Origin of the sequence: Microbacterium sp. NPDC057658 (assembly GCF_042799975.1) — a bacterium.
GTDB lineage: Bacteria > Actinomycetota > Actinomycetes > Actinomycetales > Microbacteriaceae > Microbacterium.
This window is the reverse complement of the sequence record NZ_JBHVHT010000002.1, coordinates 277,648-296,664: the sequence shown is the minus strand read 5'-3', so window position 1 is coordinate 296,664 and position 19,017 is coordinate 277,648. Positions and strand designations below refer to the sequence as shown.

Below are 19,017 nucleotides of genomic sequence, written 5' to 3'. Positions count from 1 at the left end.
GTGACCGGGGGGGGGTTGCCCGGTATCGGGACCCTAGCGCGCACCCAGCACATAGCTCCTCTCGCCCCCAACACCCCCCTACCCCCCCCCCGGTAGGTGGCGTCGAGCATCGTCGCCGACGGTCCGTCACCCGGCTCCGGGCGCACGGTGTGGGCGACGGGGCTGGAGTCCTGCCCGATGCGCTCGATGAGCCCGCTGGCGAGCTCGTCCTCGTGCGCCGTGTCGATGAGGCTGTACTTCAACGAGGACGACCCGCTGTTGATGACGAGGATCGCGCTCATGCCTCCTCCCCCGCTCGCTCGTCGCCCTGGGCCTGGATCGCCGTGATGGCCACCGTGTTCACGATGTCGTCGACGAGCGCGCCGCGGGACAGGTCGTTGATCGGTTTGTTGAGCCCCTGCAGCACCGGACCGATGGCCACGGCGCCGGCGGAGCGCTGCACCGCCTTGTAGGTGTTGTTGCCGGTGTTGAGGTCGGGGAAGACGAACACCGTCGCCCGCCCCGCCACGGCCGAGTCCGGCAGCTTCGCCTTGGCGACCGCCGCATCGGCGGCGGCGTCGTACTGGATGGGACCCTCCACGAGGAGCTCGGGGGCGCGCTCGCGCACGAGCGCCGTCGCCGCCCTGACCTTGTCGACGTCGGCCCCCGACCCGGACTCGCCGGTGGAGTACGACAGCATCGCCACGCGGGGGTCGATGCCGAACTGCCGGGCGGTGGTGGCGGACGAGATCGCGATGTCGGCGAGCTGCTCGGCCGTGGGATCGGGGATGACCGCGCAGTCGCCGTACACGAGCACACGATCGGCGAGGGCCATGAGGAACACGCTGGAGACGACGTTCACCCCCGGCTTCGTCTTGATGATCTCGAAGGAGGGACGGATCGTGTGCGCCGTGGTGTGCGCGGCGCCGGAGACCATGCCGTCGGCGAGCCCGAGGTGCACCATCATCGTCCCGAAGTAGGAGACGTCGGTGACGGTGTCGGCGGCCTGCGCGAGCGTGATCCCCTTGTGAGCGCGCAGCCGGGCGTACTCGGCGGCGAAGCGCTCCACGAGCTCTGGGTCGGTGGGACTCACCACGTGCGCGCCGGCGATGTCGACGCCGAGTTCCGCCGCCCGCGCGCGGATCGCGCCGTCGTCGCCGAGGATCGTCAGCTCCGCCACCTCGCGGGACAGCAGCGCCGCCGCCGCCCGGAGGATGCGGTCGTCGTCGCCCTCGGGGAGGACGATGTGGCGGCGGTCGGACCGCGCGCGTTCCATCAGGCCGTACTGGAACATGAGCGGCGTGACGACGTGCGCCTCCGCGAGCCCGAGCTGCTCGGTGAGCTCGGCCACGTCGACGTGCGCCTGGAAGAGTCCGAGCGCCCGGTCGTAGCGACCGCGCGAGTCGGCGGAGATGCGGCCCCGGGTGCCCATCACCCGCACCGCCGTGTCGTAGGTGCCGAGGTCGGTGGTGATGATCGGCACCGAGGAGGCGAAGCCGTCGAGCAGCTGGAGGATCGGGTCCGGCAGCGGGAACGGTCCGTTGAGGATGATCCCGGCGATCCGCGGGAACGTGCCGGAGGAGTCGGCGAGGAGGGCGGCGAGCAGCACCTCGGTGCGGTCTGCGGGGATCACGACCACGGCCTCGTCGGTGAGGCGCGGCAGGACGTTCACCATCGACATGCCGGCCACGACGATCGACAGCGCGACCGCGGTCAGACGATCCTCGTCGCCCTTGAGCAGCGTGCCGTCGACGGCCGACACGATGCCGCGGATGGACGGCGCGACGAGCGCTCGATCCTCGGGCAGCGCCCAGACCGGGGTGCCGGCAGGGACGACGGCCCGCACCGCGTCGACGATGGCGTCGAGCCCGTCGGGGTCGGCCCTGTTCACGGCCACCGCGAACAGCTCCGCGCGCTCCTCGGCGAGTTCCGGCAGCGCCAGGGCGGCGATCTGGCCGACGGCGGCGGCCTCCCGCGCGGTGGTCGTGCCGAGCTGCTCGGCCTGCCGCTGCTGGTCGCGTCCGCTCAGCACGAGCAGGACGGGGGCTCCGAGGTTCGCCGCGATCCGGGCGTTGAAGCCGAGTTCGGCGGGGCTCGCGACGTCGGTGTAGTCGCTGCCGACGATGACGACGGCGTCGCACTGCGCCTCGACGGCCTTGAAGCGCGCGACGATGGTCGACAGCGCGCCCTCGGGGTCGGCGCGCACGTCGTCGTAGGTGACGCCGATGCAGTCCTCGTAGTCGAGCTGGACGCCGTCGTGGGCGAGCAGCAGCTCGAGGATCTCGTCGCGCTCGGCGACCGCGCGGGCGATCGGGCGGAACACGCCCACGCGCGGCGACACGCGCATCAGCGCATCGAGCACCCCGAGGGCGATCGTCGACTTCCCGGTGTGGCCTTCGGCCGAGGTGATGTAGATGCTCCGCGACACGGCTCCAGCTTAGGCGGGCACCCCGACACCGCACCCCGCCGCTGCCGTGACAAACGCGCGCGTCACTCGCACGGGCCGGACAGCACGTCGACGACGGCCGTCGCATCCTCCTGGTACCGCGTGTAGTAGTCCCGGTCCGTGTTCACCTGCACCCGGTGGATGGCGTGCGAGGGCGCCATCGACCGCCAGTCGGGGACCCGCGCCAGGCGCTCGAAGAACAGGCGGGCCGCGGTGGCGGGATCCATCCGCTGCTCCGCGCTCCCCCACCACTCCTGCTGCTGGAAGAGGCCGATGCTCGTCGTGCGCGATCCATCCGGATTGGTCCAGCCGCGCGTCTCCCAGTCCCCGTAGTCGATGTTGCGCAGGCTGCTCTCCCCCATCGCGGTCATGACGCCGAGGATCTGGCCGTCCCGCGCGAACCCGAGCTCGTCGGCGGTGCGGATGATGGTCGCGGCGTTCTCGAGCTGTTCGCCGCTCCACCCGGCGACGCCCGCCTGGGGGAAGGTCGACGGCCGGTCGAGGCAGACCGGCGCCGGATCCCTCGCCAGCCCCAGCGGGATGAGCACGAGCAGCACCGCCCCCGCGGCCACCACCGCGGCGGACACGGCGACGCGCCGCAGGATCCGCTTCCGCTGTGCGCGCCGGGCGGCCCGACGGCGGGCCTCGCGGCGTCGGCGGTTGGCGGCCTCGCGCGACGCGGCGGGCCGCCGGGTCGACGTGGTCCGCGTCGCCGTCGTCCTCCTCGTGCGCGGAGCCGTCATCGTCCGACGGCGCGGCGCTGGTCGGGACGCCGTCCGGCGAGCGCGGCCGCACCACCCCCGATGGCGCCGAACAGATGGCCCTGCCACGACACGCCGTCCGCGACGCCGAACACCCCGGCCAGCATGGTGCCGCCGTACAGGCCGACCACGACGACGGCGATCACCGCGTAGAGGATGCGGTGCGACACGCGGCCGGGAGCGAACACCCGCATCACCACGTAGCCGAAGTACCCGAAGACGAGCCCGGAGGCGCCCACGGTCAGCGTGCCGGGGGCGTTCACGAGCCAGGTCCCGAGCCCGCCGACGACCGCGACGATCACGGTGACGGCCCAGAACCGGCGCGTGCCCTCGACCGCGACCAGGCAGCCGAGCACGAGGAACGGCACGGAGTTCGCGATCAGATGCGCCCAGCTCGCGTGCAGCAGCGGGGCGAAGACGATCCCCAGGAGTCCCGCAGGGTCCCACGAGCGGATGCCGAGGCCGCTGAAGGAGCCCGGCAGCACGGCGTCCGCGAACTGCACCGCCCACATGGCCGCGAGCAGCAGCACGGGCGACGCGAATCGCCGCAGCGGATGCTCGGGTCTGGCCGGCGGAGGAACGGTCACCGCTCGATTCTCGCAGGAGCACCCTGCGGCCGGCTGGACGCGGGCAAAAGAAAAGACCCTCCGCGCACCCAGCAGAGCCCGGTTACCCTTGCTGCGTTTCCGCCCTGGGGGAATTGGCCTGGATGCCGCCACGCGGAGAGCCGTCGTCCACTCTACCCGACGCCGACGGGACCCGACGACCGCAGCCCGGCATGGTCCCGCGGGCCGTGCGGAGCGTACGATCGATGCACGCGCATCGTTGCGCCGGACGAGAGGGAACGCATGCCAGAGAACGCCCCCCTGAGCCCGGTCGCGATCGACGCCGACGGATTCGCCGCCCAGACCGCGGCCATCCTCGGCTCGATCAGCCAGGTGATCGACGGGAAGCCCGAGGCCGTGCGCAGCGCCCTCGTCTGCCTGCTCGCCGAAGGCCATCTGCTCATCGAGGACGTGCCCGGCGTCGGGAAGACGATGCTGGCCCGCGCCCTCGCCGCGACCGTCGACGCCACCGTCCGGCGCATCCAGTTCACCCCTGACCTCCTGCCCGGCGACGTCACGGGGGTCTCGGTCTACAACCCCGTCGATCGCGAGTTCGAGTTCAAGCGCGGCGCCGTCTTCGCCCACATCGTCATCGCCGACGAGATCAACCGTTCCTCCCCCAAGACCCAGTCCGCGCTCCTGGAGGCCATGGAGGAGGGGCAGGTCACGGTCGACGGCTCCACGCATCGGCTGCCGGACCCGTTCCTCGTCGTCGCCACGCAGAACCCGCTGGAGATGGAGGGCACCTACGCGCTCCCCGAGGCGCAGCGCGACCGGTTCATGATGCGCATCTCGATGGGCTACCCCGACCCCGCAGCCGAGGCCCTCATGCTGCGGCAGCGTGACGTCGTGAACCCGCTGGCGACCGTGACCCCGGTCGCGGACGCCACCGCGATCTCGCAGCTCATCGCCTGGGCCCGGGCCGTGCACGTGGCGCCCGCACTCGAGGAGTACGCGGTCGCCCTCGCCCAGGCCACCCGCACCGACCCGAGCCTGCACCTCGGCGCCAGCCCGCGGGCCACGCTGCAGCTCGTCCGCGCGGCGAAGGTCTGGGCCGCACTGGACGGCCGCGACTACGTCATCCCGGATGACATCACGGACCTGCTGATCCCCGTGTTCGCCCATCGGCTGCTCCCGGCCCGCGGCGCGCATCGGGCGGGCGCCCAGCCGGTCGAGGCGGCGCTCACCCAGATCGCGGAGCGCGTGCGCGTGCCCGTCGCGACCCGTTCCTGAGGACACCGCCATGCGCCGACGTCGACTGCTCACGCCGCGCGGCACCGGTGCGCTCATCGCCGCGCTCGGATGCGTGATCGCGGCCAACATCCTCGGTGCGCGGATCCTGCTGTACCTCGGGGTCCTGCTGGCCGCGCTCACGCTGTTCGCGGCTCTCGCCGTCCGCCTCCCCCGCCGCTCCGGAACGGTCACCCGGCAGATCTCGACCGACCTCCTCACGGTCTCGGAGACCTCGCGCGTGACGGTCCGCTTCACGCTCCGGGCCCTCCGGGTGCCGCACGGGCTGTGGCACGATGTCCTCCCCTCCGCCGTCACCGGCGACTCGGGAGGCGAATACCCCGCCGACACCCCGCAGCTCAGCTACCTCGTCACCGGCGTGCGCCGCGGCGTCTGGCCCCTGGGGCCGCTCCTGCTGCGCACCGTCGATCCGTTCGGTCTGGCGCAGCGGGAGCAGGCGTTCGGCGACACGCGGACGATCACGGTGGTCCCGGAGGTCTTCGCGCTGACCCCGCTCGCCGTCCGCATCGGCGCGGCGGGCGGCACGGCGCACACCTCCTCCACCCGGCTCGGCCAGGGCAGCGACAACCTCTCGCCCCGCGGCTACGCGCCCGGCGACTCGATGCGCCGCATCCACTGGAGGGCGACCGCGCACCGCGGAGAGCTCATGGTCCGGCAGGAGGAGGAGGAGTCGAGCCCGGACGCCGTCGTCGTTCTCGACCGCTCGGGCAGCGGGTGGACCGCGAATGCCGAGGAGATCGATCCGACGTTCGAGGCCGCGGTCTCGCTGTGCGCATCCGCCGCCCTCCATCTCGCCGCCGAGGGATACAGCGTCGACGTCCTGGACAGCGCGGGCACGCTCCTCGGTGCCCTCCGCGGACACGAGGACGACCGGGACGGCCTGCTGGTCGCGCTGGCGATGGTCACGCCGCGCGGCGAGCGTCGCGACCTCGTCGCCCTGCTCGGCGGGACACCGCCCGGACCGCTCGTCTACGTGACCGGCCGACTGGATGAGGAGGACGCCGCGCTGCTCCGCCCCGCCGGCGCCGCCGCACCGCTCCTCTTCAGCACCGACCCGCTGCCGGGCACCGAGGAGGCCGCCCGACAGCACGGCTGGACCGTGGCGCGACTGGGCACCGACGTCGCCGAGGCCTGGGACGACGCGCTCTCGGCACGGACGGGAGCCGTCGATGTTCCGGGATGAGCGGCCGCGGCCCGCCGCCGTGCCCACCGGCACCCGCCCGCGCTGGCACCGCGATCGGGAGGAGCCGGCCGGGATCCTGCCCCTCGGTGCCCTCGCCGCCCTCGCCGCGCTCACCGCGCTCTGGCCCTTCACCGCGGTCATCGCCCCCGGGGTCTGGTCGTTCGTCGTGACCCTCGTCGTCGTCGCGGTGATCGGCGCCGGCATGCTCGTACGGCATCTGCTGCGCGACCGTCCTGCGACCGTCGTCGGGCTGGTCGCCCTGCTCGCGCAGCTCCTCGTGGCCGTCGGTCTCCTCACCCTGCTCCTCGCGGGAGATACCGCCATCGCGGGGGTGGTGCCGACCTCCGACACGCTCACGCTGTTCCAGGCCCTCGGCTCCGCAGCAGTCCAGGAGATCGTGTTCGGCTCGGCTCCGCTGGAGGCCTCCCCCGGGCTCGCGGCCGCCCTGGGTGCGGGCTTCGCCCTCGTCGCGATCCTGCTCGACCACCTCCTCGCCCACCGGGCCGCCGTCCTCGCCACCGTCCTGCTGGGTGCCGTCGGCGCGGTGCCCATGATCGTGACGCTGGGGCCGCCGAACGTGGCCTGGTTCGCCATCGCGGCGGTCGTGGCCCTCCTCCTGTTCCGGGTCACGGCGCGACGGCACCCCGAGTCCCCGCGCCGCGCCTCGGCGGGTGTCGCGGTCTCCGTCGGGGCGGCCGCCATCGCGACCACGCTCCTCGTGACCCCGCTGCTCCCGGTCGCATCCAGCATCGCCGGGACCGGGGTCGGCGTCACGGTCGACGCCTCCCTGCGCCTGGGCGACGACCTCCGACAGCCGAGTCCGGTCGAGGTGCTGACGGTGGCCACCGAGGCGGATACCGCTCCCTACCTCCGCCTCACGACGCTCTCCCGGTTCGACGGCCGCGTCTGGCAGCCGGACCGCGGCGACCTCCAGTCCCAGGCGGACGGGTTCGGCGACGCGGAGTGGAGCGAGGACGTGACCGCCGCCGAGCAGACGACCTCGATCCGGGTGCTGCGGATGTCGAGCTCCTGGCTGCCCGTGCCGTATCCGGCCACGGACGTGCAGGGGCTCAGCGCGGCGTGGCGCGTCTCGCCCGAGAACCGCACGTTGTTCTCCCGCCGCGCCGACGCGGTCGGCAACGACTACACCGTGACCTCGCTCCGCGTGACGCCGACGCTGGAGCAGATCCGTGCGACGGAAGCGGCCCCGCCCCGCGAGACCGACCAGGACGAGGAGGTGGAGCTCCCGGCTATCATCCCCGAGCTCGCGGCCGAGGTGACCGCGGACGAGGAGACCGACTACGACCGGCTCGTCGCGCTGCAGGACTGGTTCCGGTCGCAGTTCGAGTACTCGCTGGAGACGCCGGTCGACGAGGGCTTCGACGGCACCGGCGCCGACGCCGTGGCGCGATTCCTCGAAGAGCGGTCCGGATATTGCGTGCACTTCGCCGGCTCCTTCGCGCTCATGGCCGAGAGCCTGGGCATGCAGGTGCGGATCGTGGTCGGATACCTCCCCGGTTCGCCGACCGACGAGAAGCGCGGTGACGAGTCGATCTTCTCGGTGTCGAGCGACCAGCTGCACTCCTGGCCCGAGGTGCTGTTTCCCGGCATCGGCTGGGTGCCTTTCGAGCCGACCGCCTCGCTCGGTGTCCCCACGGCCTTCCGTGCCGGCACCACCGGGGGCGGGAGCAGCAGCGGCCCGGCGACCCCCGCACCCACGACGGCTCCACAGACCGAGGAGACCTCCGGGCCGGAGGTCGACCGGAGGGATGCGGATGCCGGCTCGACGGACTCCGGGGAGCTGCGCCGGCTCGACCCGACGCCGGTCCTCCTCACGACACTCGGCGTGGTGATCGTGCTCCTCCTCCCCGCCGTCGTCCGGTTCCTCGAGCGGCGCCTCCGGATGCGTCGTGCCGCCCACGGAGACGCCGCCGCGGCGTGGGCGGAGCTGCGCGACACCCTGATCGACCTCCGGATCCCCGTCTCGGACGCGGAGAGCCCGCGGATACGTGCCGCCGGGCTCGTCAGGGAGGCAGGTGCGGACGAGGCCGCGTTGGGCCGGTTGGTCACGGCGGTGGAGCGCGCGAACTATGCGCGCACGTCCGCCGCTGCCGACGACCTCGCCGTCCCCCTGCGGGCCGTGCTCGTCAGCCTCCGCGCGCACGTCGCCGGGGGGACTCGGGCCGAGGCGCTGCTGTTGCCGCGGTCGCTCTATGCGCCGCGGGGTTCCGACTCCCGACTCCTGGTCTGACGGTCGGCAGGCGCCGCGGTCAGAGGTGCGCGGCGGACGGCTCCGCGTGCGTCGGGCAGGCGACCGCGTCGCAGTCCGCACAGACGACGAACTGCGCCCGGCAGGAGGGGTCGGGGCAGTTCGCGGTGCGCTTCGTCGCCGCCCCGCATCCCGCGCAGACGCCGATCACCCGCGCGTGGTCCGAGAAGTCGACGGATCCGCGCCCGTCGAAGACGTAGAGCGATCCGTCCCAGAGGCCGTCGTCGCCATAGGTCTCGCCATAGCGGACGATCCCGCCCTCGAGCTGGTAGACCTCGCCGAAGCCGCGGGACACCATGAGGCTCGACAGCACCTCGCAGCGGATGCCCCCGGTGCAGTAGGTGACGACGGGCTTGCCCTTCAGGTCGTCGTACACGCCGGAGTCGAGCAGACGCACGAAGTCCCTGGTGGTCTCGGTGTCCGGCACGACGGCGCCGCGGAAGCGTCCGATCTCCGCCTCCAGCGCGTTCCGGCCGTCGAAGAACACGACCTCGTCCCCGCGCTCGGCGACCAGGGCGTGCAGCTCGTCGGGGGTGAGCCGCGCCCCTCCGCCGACGACGCCGTGCGCGTCGACCCGCAGCTCATCCGGGGCGCCGAACGACACGATCTCGTCGCGCACCTTCACGCTCAGCTTCGGGAAATCGAGGCTGCGGCCCGCCTCGTCCAGTCCGGTGCCCTCGCTCCATTTGATGTCGGTGTCCCGGAAAGGGGCGTAGGAGCGGAACGAACGCGCCCACTTCTTCAGAGCCGGGAGATCCCCGCCCAGAGTGCCGTTGACGCCGTGCGACGAGATCAGCAGCCGTCCGCGCAGCCCCAGCGCCTCGCCGAGGTCACGCTGCCAGACGCGGATGGCCTCCGGATCGGCGAGCGGGGTGAACGCGTAGAAGAGGACGATCTTGGGGGTGGCCACCCAGGAATCCTACGTCGCCTCCCGTCGCGCTAGCTCACGTCCCGCCGCAGGAACACCACCGCTCCCGCCCCGACCGCGAGCAGGATCCAGCCCGCCGCGATCGGCACCGCCGCCGGCCCGAGCCCCTCTCCCGCGGGGATGCCCAGGGCGGCCACGTCGAACCGGAAGGCGTCGAGCAGGCCGGGAAGCGGCAGATAGACGGCGCCGGCGCTCCAGAACATCGCCGCGAGGAGGCCCACCCCCATCGAGAGGGCGGCGACGAAGAGCGCCGCGAGATGCGCCTGCACGACGATGCCGATCCCCAGACCCCACAGCGCCGCGGCCGCACCGAGGGCGACAGCCGACGCGACGGCCGGCGCGTGCACGGGGACGCCGCCCAGGGTGACGAGAAGCGCCGTGTGCCCGCCGACCGCCGCGGCGACCGCCACGACCGCGCCGCCCAGCGCCGCGGCGGGCACGCGGACGACGAGCATCGCCCACCGCGACTCCAGCATCAGCCGCTGCGCGACGACGCCGTCCCGCCGGTCGATCGTGTAGCGGAAGGAGCCGTAGACGGCCGCGAGGATGCCGGCGTAGGTCGCGAGCACGGCGTCGAAGGGGGCGACGAGCTCCTTCCTGGCCGCCGACGGGGCCTCGGCGAGCTCCGCCGGGATGCTCGTCGCCAGGGAGAGGGACAGCAGGAAGGCCGCCAGCGCGACCCCGAGGAGGACGACGTCCCCGGCCGCGCCCCGCGCCTGTGCCCGCAACGCTCGACCGATCACGCGACGCTCCGGCGTCCCCGGACGGCGGCGAGCGCGACGAGGCCGACCGCCCACGCCGTCCCGATGGCGAGGGCGGGCGCGAAGGCGAGCAGTCGGCCCTGGTACTCCGGCACGCTCAGCGCCGCGATGGCCATTCCCGGCGAGAACCGCGCGATCTCGGGTGCCGTCCGCAGCATCGCGAACTCCAGCGCCATCGGGAAGACGAGGACGATGATCGCCGTCGCGTAGTAGTTCCGGGTGATCCAGCCGATCGCTCCGCCGATGAGGGCGCCGAGGACCACGCCGCCCAGAGCCCCCGCGACGATGCGCCCCGCCTCCGCCGTGAACACGAGGCTGAGCCCGTGCCGGGCGAGGAAGACCGAGATGCCGAGCATCCACAGCAGGACGACCACCACGGCCAGCGCGAGGGCGATGACGACGCCGGCGACCAGCTTCCCCGGGAAGGCGCGGCGGAACCCGACCGCCGTGAGCGTCCGGTCCATGGAGCCGTAGTAGTACTCCCGCGTCACGGGGTACGCGCCGACGAACGCCGCCGAGATGACCGACCACGCGAGCGGCTCCAGCAGCCGGGCCGTCGCCGCGCCCGCGTCGAGGCCGTCCACTGCGAGACGGGAACCGTCGGAGAAGAGCACGAAGGCCGGCATGAGGACCGCGACGAGGTACACGGCCAGGATCGACAGCCCGCTCACCGCGCGCAGCAGTTCGCCCCGGATCACGCCGCTCATGCGGGGGCTCCTTCGACGAGATCGAAGTACCGGCTCTCGAGCGAGTCGGCCCCGCCCGTGACGAGGTCGTCCAGCCTCCCGGCGAAGAGCGCGCGCCGTTTGATCACGACCACCTCGTCCACGACCTGCTCGAGCTCGGAGAGCTGATGACTGGAGACGAGCACCGTGCCGCCGCGTACGGCGAAGCCGCGGAGGAACCCGCGCAGCCAGCGGATGCCGTCGGGGTCGAGACCGTTCGCCGGCTCGTCGAGGATGAGCGTCCGCGGCGCACCGATCAACGCCGCAGCCAGGCCCAGCCGCTGCGCCATGCCCGTCGAGTAGGTCTTCACGCGGCGGCGCGCATCGGCGGCGAGGCCCACCTCGTCCAGCACCTCGTCGACGCGGCCGCGCGACGCACCGGCTGCGAGTCGGCAGATCTCCAGGTGCCGTCGCCCGGAGATGCCGGGCTCGAAGCCGAACCCGTCCATGTGGACGCCGACGTGCGCGGCCGGGTTGCCCAGCGCCCCGAACGGCGCCCCGTCGATCACGGCCTCGCCGCTGGTCGGCCGCACGAGACCGACGATCGCCCGCAGCGTCGTCGACTTCCCCGCGCCGTTCGGGCCGAGAAGCCCGACGATCGCCCCGCGGGGCACCGCGAACGACAGATCCTCGACAGCGGTGCGGCGTCCGAACCTCTTCGTGAGGCCGCGTACCTCGATGGCGTGCTGATTCATGGTCATCCTCTCTCCTCCTCGCTCGTGAGAGCTGCCAGCGGCGACGCGACCGCCGCCCAGAGCGCCTGCCAGAGCGGCGCCGTGCCGAGCTGCACGCGCGCCTGTCCCGCTGCCGGGAGGGCGCTGCGCTCCCCCGACACCTCCACCTCCGCCACGGCCGTCGCCGGGACCGATCCCCCGGGCGTCCTGACCGGGAAGAGCGCCTCGACCGGCACCTCGGTCTCCGTCGCAGGTCGGGTCCTGATCGTCCCCTCGCCGCGGTACTCGCTGGCGAGGATGCCCCGCGTCGCCAGGACCACCGGGGCGCCGTCCGGGATGCGGGTGCCGGGATCCCGTCCGCCCTGCACCAGGACCACCCGATCGTCGTCGACGGAGAACCCCAGCACCGCGGCCGTCGGGACCGGGACGAGGATGCCGGCGGCCACGATTCCGGCCGCGAGCGCGGCGGTCACGCCGACGAGGCGGAACCGCGAGGCACCGGATCGCCACATCCGGACCAGAGCGCGCACCAGGAGGACGACGCCCGCCACGACCACGACGGCCTCCAGAGTGAGCACGAAGAGGCTCGCCGCCGGGCCGCCTCCGTCGAGCAGCTGCGCGGTCCGGACGACCGCGAACAGCACCATGATGACCGGGGCCGCCAGGCAGCAGAGACCGAACGGCACGCTCCACCACCGCTCCAGCGCCCGCGGCTGCCGAGGCGCCCCGAACAGGAGGCGTGCGAGGAAACCCGCGCCGTCGCGGATCGACCTCCTCCGGAGATTCGGCTCGTCCAGGGCGCTCATCAGGGCGAGGTACCCGTCGAAGCGCACGAAGGGGATCAGGTTCACGAGCACGACGACCGTGCAGGAGATCGCGAGGAGCAGCAGTGTCTCGCGGGCCGTCGACGACGGCAGGGCGAGAGCGGCGAGCATCGCCACCGCCGCCACCGTGGCGTGGACGGCGGGGCCGGCCAAGGCGATCGCCACACGATGCCGGCGGTCGGGGAGCCGCCAGCCGTCCGTGACATCGACGAAGAAGGCGGGCGTGAGGTACAGGAGCATGAACCCCGCGCGCCGCGGCCGGCCTCCCAGCCGGGTGAGGGTGAGCCCGTGCGCGGTCTCGTGGACCAGGGTCGCGAGACCGAGCGCCACGACGACGAGGGCGAAGCCGGCGAGCGGCACCGGACGAGCGAGCACGGCGCCCAGCTCGCCGAGGTGCAGGGCCGCGCCGACGATCCCGGCACCGACCACCGCGGCGACGATCGCGAGGACCGCACGACGCGGGACGGGCACGACCACACGGTCGAGACGCGCGAAGAGCGCGGACGCGCGGAGGGTCGCGAACTGCACGGTGAACGGCGGTCGATACGTGACCCGGCCGGGCAGCCGGGACGCACCCCCGTCCAGGAGCCCGTTGTCGCGGAAGCGCTCCATCAGTCGCAGCACGCTCTCGTCGGTCTCCCCCGCCGCGAAACGGGCGCGCAGCGCGGAGACCGCGGTGCGGCCGTCCATCGCCGTCAGCAGGTCGACGACCGGTCGGGACAGCCGCGCCGACGGCACGCCCTGGACAGTGGCGAGCCACCCGGAGCCCTCCGCCGTCGGCTCGAACGCGACGCCGGCGGCCAGGGTCGGACACGACTCGGCGGTGAGGGCGTCCCGTCCTCGTCCGCGACGTCGCCGCACGGCTCGTGGCCCTGCCGTCGTCATCGCCCGCCCCTTCCATCCTCGGCGCGGGTGGTGGTGAGGAGGAGGATCTCCACGCCGACGGGCGTCCGCACCGGGGACGTCTCGGGCACCTCGAAACCGGCCTCGACGAGTTCGTCGGCCAGGAGTCGGGGGTTCAGCACGTGCAGGCGACTCGTGAGGACCGGCACCTCCGCGCGCGGGGCGATGTCCGCGAGGCGGACCCAGTTGACCAGCCGCACGGCGCCGTCGTCCTCGACCTGCTGCGCGAAGAGGTAGGGCTCGTCTCCCGCGCTGCCGGGGACTGTGATCTCGCGGTCGGTCGGGAGGGCGAGAGCGTCCGCCGACGCCCCGTCCGCGATGGTGAGGGCGAAGACGCCGGCGGAGGCCAGATGACGTCGAACGCCCGCGTAGAGACGCGCCCGGTCTTCGCGATCGAGCAGCGTGATGGAGGTCGCCCCGAGGACGACGAGGCCGAAGTGCTCGCCGAGCGCGAGGTCGCGCATGTCCGCCACGACGCACTCGACGGTCGCCCCGTGCGGCACGGCGCCGCGGAGGCGCGCGAGCATGTCCGCGGAGAGATCGGCCGCCGTGACGCGATGCCCCGAGCGTGCGAGCGGGATCGTCAGCCGTCCGCTTCCCGCGGCGAGGTCCAGGACGGGTCCGGGGACCGCGCGCGCGAGTGCCAGGACTTCGCGGATCTCCGCCCGGTCCGGGCCGACGAGCCGGTCGTAGAAGTCGGTGCCGGCTCCGGCGTACAGGTCTTGTGCCCTGGCGGTCGCGCCGACGAGGTCGAGCCGTGCCGCCACGGTCTCGGTGATCAGGGACGTCATCCGTGCATCGCCTCTCCTCGGCTGGATGGTCGGGGGGTGCGGGCGGACGATCCCGCCCGCACCCGCTGTCAGGTCGCGATGGCGGCGGCTCCGCCGATGATCGCGATGATGTAGCTCGCGTGCTCCCACCACTCGAGCGGGGTGTCGATCTGTTCGAGTTCCAGGAACTCCAGCGACGTGGACTGCACAGTGCACCTCCTAGGTCAGAGCGAGAATTCCGATGATCACGCCCACGGCGAAGCCGCGGATGTAGTCATCGGCATCGCCCGGCGCGTCCATGGCCTCGAGTTCGGTGAACTCGAGCGCCGGCAGTGCTGCGGTCATGCGTCCCTCCTTCCTTTCTCCGATCGGGTGCTGCCGGACGGCATCACGTGGCGGCTGCCGCACCGATCCCGATGAGGACCAGCGCGCCGATCACGCCCTGGTAGAAGCTGTCCCAGCTGGGCGCCTCCATCGGGTCGAGCTCCTGGAACCGGATGCTCATCTCCGTGCTTTCGTTCATTCCCATCACCTCCTCTCCGCTGCTCGGGCCGGCGATCGCCGACCGGGGACGGGCTCCACCGGGAGTCGTGGAGCACAGCGCGGACGTCCGCGGCGCGGACTCCGCGCAGCATGGGGCGGTGATCCCCCCACGCCGTCTCCACGGCGGCGGCGATCCGATCGATCTCCCGTGCGCTCGGGCGCGGCGGTGACGGGAGCCCTCCCTGGTCGACGACGGCGGCGATGCCGGCGGCCGGGTCACGAGGCAGTGCTGTCCCCGCCGCGACGCCGGCCCAGAAGGCGTCGAGGCTGGCGCGGTCGCCCCAGCGCGGATCGCCCGCACCGATCCGCAGCCAGACGGCGGCGATGACCGCCGCCGTGGCCGTCATCTTGCGGACGCCGAGATGGAAGGCGACCTCGTTCGCGAGGTACCAGTGGCGGGCGCTGTACGGATCGGGCCCGCGGAGGGCGGCCGTGCGCTGGGTCGCGGCGCTGAGCCGCGCGAGGCGCAGCCGTCCCGTCGTCGACATCACGTCAGCCGAGGCCGCCTCGAGCAGCGCCCGGCCGAGGAGCCGCGCGTCGCGGTCGGCCCGCGCCGTCCGTGGACTCGTCGAGGCGCCGGCCACCCGGAGGAACGCCTCCAGCGCTCCCTCTCGCACGGCAGCGGGGGTGAGCGTGGCGAGCTGGTCGGGATCGAGGACGGCGTGGCGCGGACGCAGCGAGCGACCGACGAGGAGCCGGGCTCCGCAGCGGTTCCGGAGGATGGCGACGCTGTTCGTCTCCGACGACGTGCCGAGCGTCGTCGGCATCGCGACGATGTCGACCGGCGGAGTCGCGTCGGGCAGGATCGTGAGCGCCGAGGTCTCCGCGTGCCGCAGGGCGAAGTCCAGGAGGCGTCCGGGGCTGAGCGCGAGGGCCGCGATCTTGCTCGCATCGAGGACGCTTCCGCCGCCGACGGCCACGATGACCTCGGGCGGTCGTCGGACGAGCTCGTCGGCGATCAGGACGACGCCGAGCTCGTCCACCCCCGAGGCGTCCACCGTCATCGTCCGGGCGGACGCTGCGGCGGGAAGCGGGCGCGCGACGGCCGCGTCGGCGATCACCAGCGTGTCGCGTCCCGCTGTCAGAGCCGCCATCGTCTCTCGTGCGCGCGGCCCGTGCCACAGCGTGGGGACGCGTGCGGTGAACGGCACGGTCATGCCGCCGCCTCCCGCACCCGTGCCAGGCCGCCTCGCACGGCCCGGTCGGTCTCGGCCACCTCCGCGGGGGTGAAGCCGTAGCCGGGGATGAGCTGGAAGGAGCTCGGACCGGGGTGCACCACGACGCCGCTGTCGGCGATGGCGGACACCACCTCCAGGACGTCGGTCCCGGAGAGCGGGGACCCGTCCGGGCCGCGGAGCCCCACCCCGACGAAGCAGCCGCTGCCGGTGACGTCGGTGACGATCCCGTCCTCTGCCAGGTCCGCGCGAGGCGGTGCAGCGTCGACGCCAGGGCCTGCGTGGTGGCCTCGACGTCGATGCGGCGGAGCTCGTCGATCACGGCGAGGACCGCGGCCGCGCAGGCCGGCGTGCCCGCCTGCGTCTCCCCGTGGACGAACGTCCATCCGCCGCGGGCGAACGCCGTCGCGACGCGGTCGCCGACGAGGAGCGCCGCCGCTCCCATCGCCCCGTTCGTCAGCGCCTTCGACACGAGGAGGACGTCCGGGGCGGCCGCCCAGCGGTCGGTGGCGAACATCGCGCCCGTGCGCCCGAAACCGGTCGCCACCTCGTCTGCCACCAGCAGGAACCCATGCCGCTCCCTCAGCTCCAGGAGACGACGGACGAAGACGGCGGACAAGGCATGGGCTCCGCTGCCGAGGACGGGCTCCACCACGACGGAGGCGACGCGGGAGCCTTCACGCTCCAGCAGCGCTTCGAGCTCCGCCCCGTCGTCGGCGTGCGACACGTGCCGCACCGTGCGCCGGTCGACGCCGTAGACCGACTGCAGCAGGTCGTCGCCGCTCAGCACGTGGCTGCCGTACATCGTGCCGTGATAGCTGCCGCGCAGGCCGACGACGAGCGACCGCGAGCCCGCGCCCTGCTGCGCCCAGTACTGCCGGGCGAGCTTCATGGCGGCGTCGTTGGCCGCCCCGCCGGAGGTGGAGAAGATCACCCGCCGGTAGCGCTCGGAACCCGCGAGGGCGATGAGGGCATCGGCGGCGTCCTCGGCGTACCGGTGCGGGGCGCGGAACAGCGAGAGGTAGGAGGCGTCGCGCGTCGCCCTGCTCACGGCCTCGGTCACCGCCGGGTTGCCGAAGCCGAGGGGCACATTCCACAGGCCGCTGGTCGCGCAGAGGCGGTCGGAGCCGTCGGCGTAGAAGAGGCGATGCCCGGAGGCGCCGACCGCCACCCGATCCGGAGGGAAGGCGGTGTCGGCGGGGAGCATCGACGTCCACAGCGCGTGCGGCGCGCTCATCGTGCTCCTCCCCCCGAGGTGTCCTCGATCCCCGCACCGAGGTGGACTCCGAGCGCGGCGAGCGCCTCCAGGCACAGATGCCGCGCGTGGGCATCGGGCACTCCGCAGGCGCGGGCCACGCGCGCCGCCGCACGTCCGCGTGTGCTCGAGGTCTGGATCGCGTCGACCACCGCAGCGGTCAGCGGGGACAGGAGGTGCCGGCGGAGCGTCCGGACATCGGCGAGCAGGAACCCCTCGGCGGTGTCGAGCAGGAACGGGTCGTCGGTCAAGGGTTCCGCGTCCGCGAGATCGTCATCCAGGAGCGCCCACCCGAAGCCCGCGATCCGAGCGGCGCCGTTCGGCAGGCGGAGCATCTTCCGGAGATCGGCCGCGTCGAGGTACCGGCGGAGCCACGGCCGGCGGTCGAGCTCGACGATGAGGTTCGCCGAGCCGGGCACGCCGCCCAGCGCCGACGCCAGGGGCAGGGCCTTCCCGAGGGCGGCAGGGAGGTCGTCCACGTGGCCGATCGCCTCCCCCTGCACTCCGAGATGCACACCGCCGTCCGCGTCGATGCGGAGGGCGCGCGGAGCCTCCACCTCCTGCGGCCGCGCGAGAGCGGAGCGGTCCGCGAGCAGCACCCGCGGGTCGAGCATGGCCGCGGCGAAGACTCCGGTGCCGCGCGCGAGATCGGCGTCGTCGAGGAAGGCACGCCAGCTCGCCTCGTCGAAGAAGCGCATCGCCGTCGGTCCGACGATCTGGACGAAGGAGGCCGCGATGTAGTCCTGGAGCTCGACGCCGCGCTCCCCCAGGAAGAGCTCGTCGCCGAGGTCGGCGAGCCGTCCTCCGTAGCCGACGACCCGCGCCGCCCCCGGCCGAGGCACCGATCCTGCGGGCTCGAGGATCACGTCCTCGGGGTCGGCCGCAGCCGCGAGGGCGTCAGCGCCGGTCTCCGCCTCGCGCAGGAACACGCGACCGCGTGCCGCATGCCCGCCCGTGACCCACGCCCGCAGGGCCTGCGGCCCGAGGAGCGGGTCCTCGCCCATCGACCCGTCGCCCTGCCGTGCCGTCGTCGCACTCGTCCCCATGATCCCCCCAGAGAACCGGATCCGTCTGACGCCGTTGCGTCTTCATATGAAGATATACAGGCCTCTGACGAGGTGCAATATAACAGCTTTCGCGACCGCAGGCCTGGATCGCCGGTATGTCACGAGGCCCCCGGGACATCGGATAGGATGGACAGGTTGTTCCCTGGTGACGTGTCCGAGCGGCCGAAGGAGCACGCTTGGAAAGCGTGTGTTGTGCAAGCAACCGCGGGTTCGAATCCCGCCGTCACCGCCACAGACGAAGAAGACCTCCGCATCGCGGAGGTCTTCTCTCGTTTCGGGCGGCGTCAGCCGTCGAAGCGCACCCCGTACGTCAGACCACCGGGCGCGGACGGGAGCACGGTCATGCCGAGCCGCTCGTAGAACGCGGCCGCGCCGGAGTTCGCGGGGTCCATGCCGAGGTGCAGCGCCGGGACACCGCGCCGACGCAGCTCTGCGAAGAGCGTCTCGATGAGACCGCGACCGAGTCCCTGCCCCTGGGTCTCCGGCAGCAGGTCGATGTGCAGATGCGCCGGGTACTCGGCGGCATGCGGCTCGACCCCCGGCTCCCTGGTGTAGCCGTACTCGATCAGCTTCTCTTCGCGCGTCTGCGGGTCCGCCGATCGCGGATAGCGCGCGTGCAGGCCCGGCCACCACTCGTCGCGGAACCAGGCGTAGAAGGCGTCGGTGTCGTCGGTGGCGACGATGTAGCCGATGGTGCGCCCGTCCTCGGCCTCCACGACCCAGGCGAGGTCCGGGTGCCGCTCGACGTACGGCACCGCGAAGAGGTTCCCCCACAGCTCGTCATCGGACAGCACCCCGGTGGCGTCTCCCCCGGCGTCGGCCGTCCGCAGGCAGATCTCGAACATCGCCGGGCGATCGGTCGGACGGTAGGGACGGATGCGCGACACGGGGGCTCCTC

18 protein-coding genes, 1 tRNA gene, 1 other RNA gene and 3 pseudogenes are annotated in these 19,017 nt (G+C 73.1%); 4 read left to right on the top strand and 19 right to left on the bottom strand.

Annotated elements, in window-relative coordinates:
- The 5 genes and pseudogenes from ACFU8V_RS14865 to ffs form a co-directional block, all read right to left on the bottom strand.
- Positions 1-281: pseudogene (locus ACFU8V_RS14865) on the bottom strand (hypothetical protein); the annotation flags it as partial.
- Positions 278-2,407, bottom strand: coding sequence for a phosphate acetyltransferase (gene pta, locus ACFU8V_RS14860; RefSeq protein ID WP_315109250.1), 2,130 nt, complete (start codon positions 2,405-2,407; stop codon positions 278-280). The gene pta and the pseudogene ACFU8V_RS14865, both read right to left, overlap by 4 nt.
- A gap of 62 nt (positions 2,408-2,469) precedes the next feature.
- A complete protein-coding gene (locus tag ACFU8V_RS14855) occupies positions 2,470-3,168 on the bottom strand; it encodes a hypothetical protein (RefSeq protein ID WP_253247423.1) in 699 nt (232 codons plus the stop codon).
- Complete coding sequence (locus ACFU8V_RS14850) at positions 3,165-3,773, bottom strand: rhomboid family intramembrane serine protease (protein WP_060922551.1); 609 nt, start codon at positions 3,771-3,773, stop codon at positions 3,165-3,167. The genes ACFU8V_RS14855 and ACFU8V_RS14850 overlap by 4 nt, the downstream gene beginning before the upstream one ends.
- Before the next feature lie 48 nt (positions 3,774-3,821).
- Positions 3,822-3,918: signal recognition particle sRNA small type (gene ffs, locus ACFU8V_RS14845), an RNA gene on the bottom strand.
- A 116-nt stretch (positions 3,919-4,034) separates the two neighbouring features.
- Here ffs and ACFU8V_RS14840 point away from each other — a divergent pair.
- The 3 genes from ACFU8V_RS14840 to ACFU8V_RS14830 are packed head-to-tail and all read left to right on the top strand — an operon-like array spanning position 4,035 to position 8,476.
- Entirely contained in the window at positions 4,035-5,024 is a 990-nt protein-coding gene (locus ACFU8V_RS14840) for a MoxR family ATPase (protein ID WP_085606278.1), read from the top strand.
- Between the two features lie 10 nt (positions 5,025-5,034).
- Positions 5,035-6,225: a DUF58 domain-containing protein gene (locus tag ACFU8V_RS14835; RefSeq protein ID WP_085606280.1), complete on the top strand. Its 1,191-nt coding sequence runs from the start codon at positions 5,035-5,037 to the stop codon at positions 6,223-6,225.
- Positions 6,212-8,476, top strand: a complete 2,265-nt coding sequence (locus tag ACFU8V_RS14830; RefSeq protein WP_378872363.1) for a transglutaminaseTgpA domain-containing protein — start codon at positions 6,212-6,214, stop codon at positions 8,474-8,476. The genes ACFU8V_RS14835 and ACFU8V_RS14830 overlap by 14 nt, the downstream gene beginning before the upstream one ends.
- 19 nt (positions 8,477-8,495) lie before the next feature.
- On the opposite strand, the gene ACFU8V_RS14825 is transcribed toward ACFU8V_RS14830, so the two are convergent.
- The 13 genes and pseudogenes from ACFU8V_RS14825 to mpaB all read right to left on the bottom strand — a co-directional run bounded on the left by ACFU8V_RS14825 (position 8,496) and on the right by mpaB (position 18,098).
- Complete coding sequence (locus ACFU8V_RS14825; protein ID WP_085606284.1) at positions 8,496-9,404, bottom strand: rhodanese-related sulfurtransferase; 909 nt, start codon at positions 9,402-9,404, stop codon at positions 8,496-8,498.
- A gap of 29 nt (positions 9,405-9,433) precedes the next feature.
- A complete protein-coding gene (locus ACFU8V_RS14820; RefSeq protein WP_378872359.1) occupies positions 9,434-10,165 on the bottom strand; it encodes a hypothetical protein in 732 nt (243 codons plus the stop codon).
- The gene (locus ACFU8V_RS14815; RefSeq protein ID WP_126893322.1) at positions 10,162-10,890 is read right to left on the bottom strand and encodes an ABC transporter permease; all 729 of its coding nucleotides are present in this window, start codon (positions 10,888-10,890) and stop codon (positions 10,162-10,164) included. The genes ACFU8V_RS14820 and ACFU8V_RS14815 overlap by 4 nt, the downstream gene beginning before the upstream one ends.
- Complete coding sequence (locus tag ACFU8V_RS14810; protein ID WP_378872355.1) at positions 10,887-11,609, bottom strand: ATP-binding cassette domain-containing protein; 723 nt, start codon at positions 11,607-11,609, stop codon at positions 10,887-10,889. The genes ACFU8V_RS14815 and ACFU8V_RS14810 overlap by 4 nt, the downstream gene beginning before the upstream one ends.
- Complete coding sequence (mpaP, locus tag ACFU8V_RS14805; RefSeq protein ID WP_378872352.1) at positions 11,606-13,291, bottom strand: daptide biosynthesis intramembrane metalloprotease; 1,686 nt, start codon at positions 13,289-13,291, stop codon at positions 11,606-11,608. Before mpaP ends, ACFU8V_RS14810 begins: the two co-directional genes overlap by 4 nt.
- Positions 13,288-14,100 carry a daptide-type RiPP biosynthesis methyltransferase gene (mpaM, locus tag ACFU8V_RS14800; protein ID WP_378872349.1) on the bottom strand — a complete coding sequence of 271 codons (813 nt, stop codon included), beginning with the start codon at positions 14,098-14,100 and terminating at the stop codon, positions 13,288-13,290. Before mpaM ends, mpaP begins: the two co-directional genes overlap by 4 nt.
- A gap of 68 nt (positions 14,101-14,168) precedes the next feature.
- Positions 14,169-14,288: an MpaA3 family daptide-type RiPP gene (mpaA3, locus tag ACFU8V_RS14795; RefSeq protein ID WP_301178377.1), complete on the bottom strand. Its 120-nt coding sequence runs from the start codon at positions 14,286-14,288 to the stop codon at positions 14,169-14,171.
- Between the two features lie 10 nt (positions 14,289-14,298).
- Positions 14,299-14,424, bottom strand: coding sequence for an MpaA2 family daptide-type RiPP (mpaA2, locus tag ACFU8V_RS14790; protein WP_257721411.1), 126 nt, complete (start codon positions 14,422-14,424; stop codon positions 14,299-14,301).
- Positions 14,425-14,467: 43 nt separating this feature from the next.
- Complete coding sequence (gene mpaA1, locus ACFU8V_RS14785; protein ID WP_374209022.1) at positions 14,468-14,554, bottom strand: MpaA1 family daptide-type RiPP; 87 nt, start codon at positions 14,552-14,554, stop codon at positions 14,468-14,470.
- A gap of 121 nt (positions 14,555-14,675) precedes the next feature.
- A pseudogene (mpaC, locus tag ACFU8V_RS14780) lies at positions 14,676-15,716 on the bottom strand (daptide-type RiPP biosynthesis dehydogenase); the annotation flags it as partial.
- 59 nt (positions 15,717-15,775) lie between these two features.
- Positions 15,776-15,985, bottom strand: a complete 210-nt coding sequence (locus ACFU8V_RS14775; RefSeq protein ID WP_378872832.1) for a hypothetical protein — start codon at positions 15,983-15,985, stop codon at positions 15,776-15,778.
- A gap of 101 nt (positions 15,986-16,086) precedes the next feature.
- Positions 16,087-17,004: pseudogene (gene mpaD, locus ACFU8V_RS14770) on the bottom strand (daptide-type RiPP biosynthesis aminotransferase); the annotation flags it as partial.
- 26 nt (positions 17,005-17,030) lie between these two features.
- Positions 17,031-18,098, bottom strand: a complete 1,068-nt coding sequence (gene mpaB / locus ACFU8V_RS14765; protein WP_238695599.1) for a daptide biosynthesis RiPP recognition protein — start codon at positions 18,096-18,098, stop codon at positions 17,031-17,033.
- A gap of 165 nt (positions 18,099-18,263) precedes the next feature.
- On the opposite strand from mpaB, the gene ACFU8V_RS14760 reads away from it, so the two are divergent.
- A tRNA-Ser gene (locus ACFU8V_RS14760) sits at positions 18,264-18,351 on the top strand.
- A 52-nt stretch (positions 18,352-18,403) separates the two neighbouring features.
- Here the strand turns inward: ACFU8V_RS14760 and ACFU8V_RS14755 are convergent.
- Positions 18,404-19,006 carry a GNAT family N-acetyltransferase gene (locus tag ACFU8V_RS14755; protein WP_126893318.1) on the bottom strand — a complete coding sequence of 201 codons (603 nt, stop codon included), beginning with the start codon at positions 19,004-19,006 and terminating at the stop codon, positions 18,404-18,406.
- Positions 19,007-19,017 lie beyond the last annotated feature (11 nt).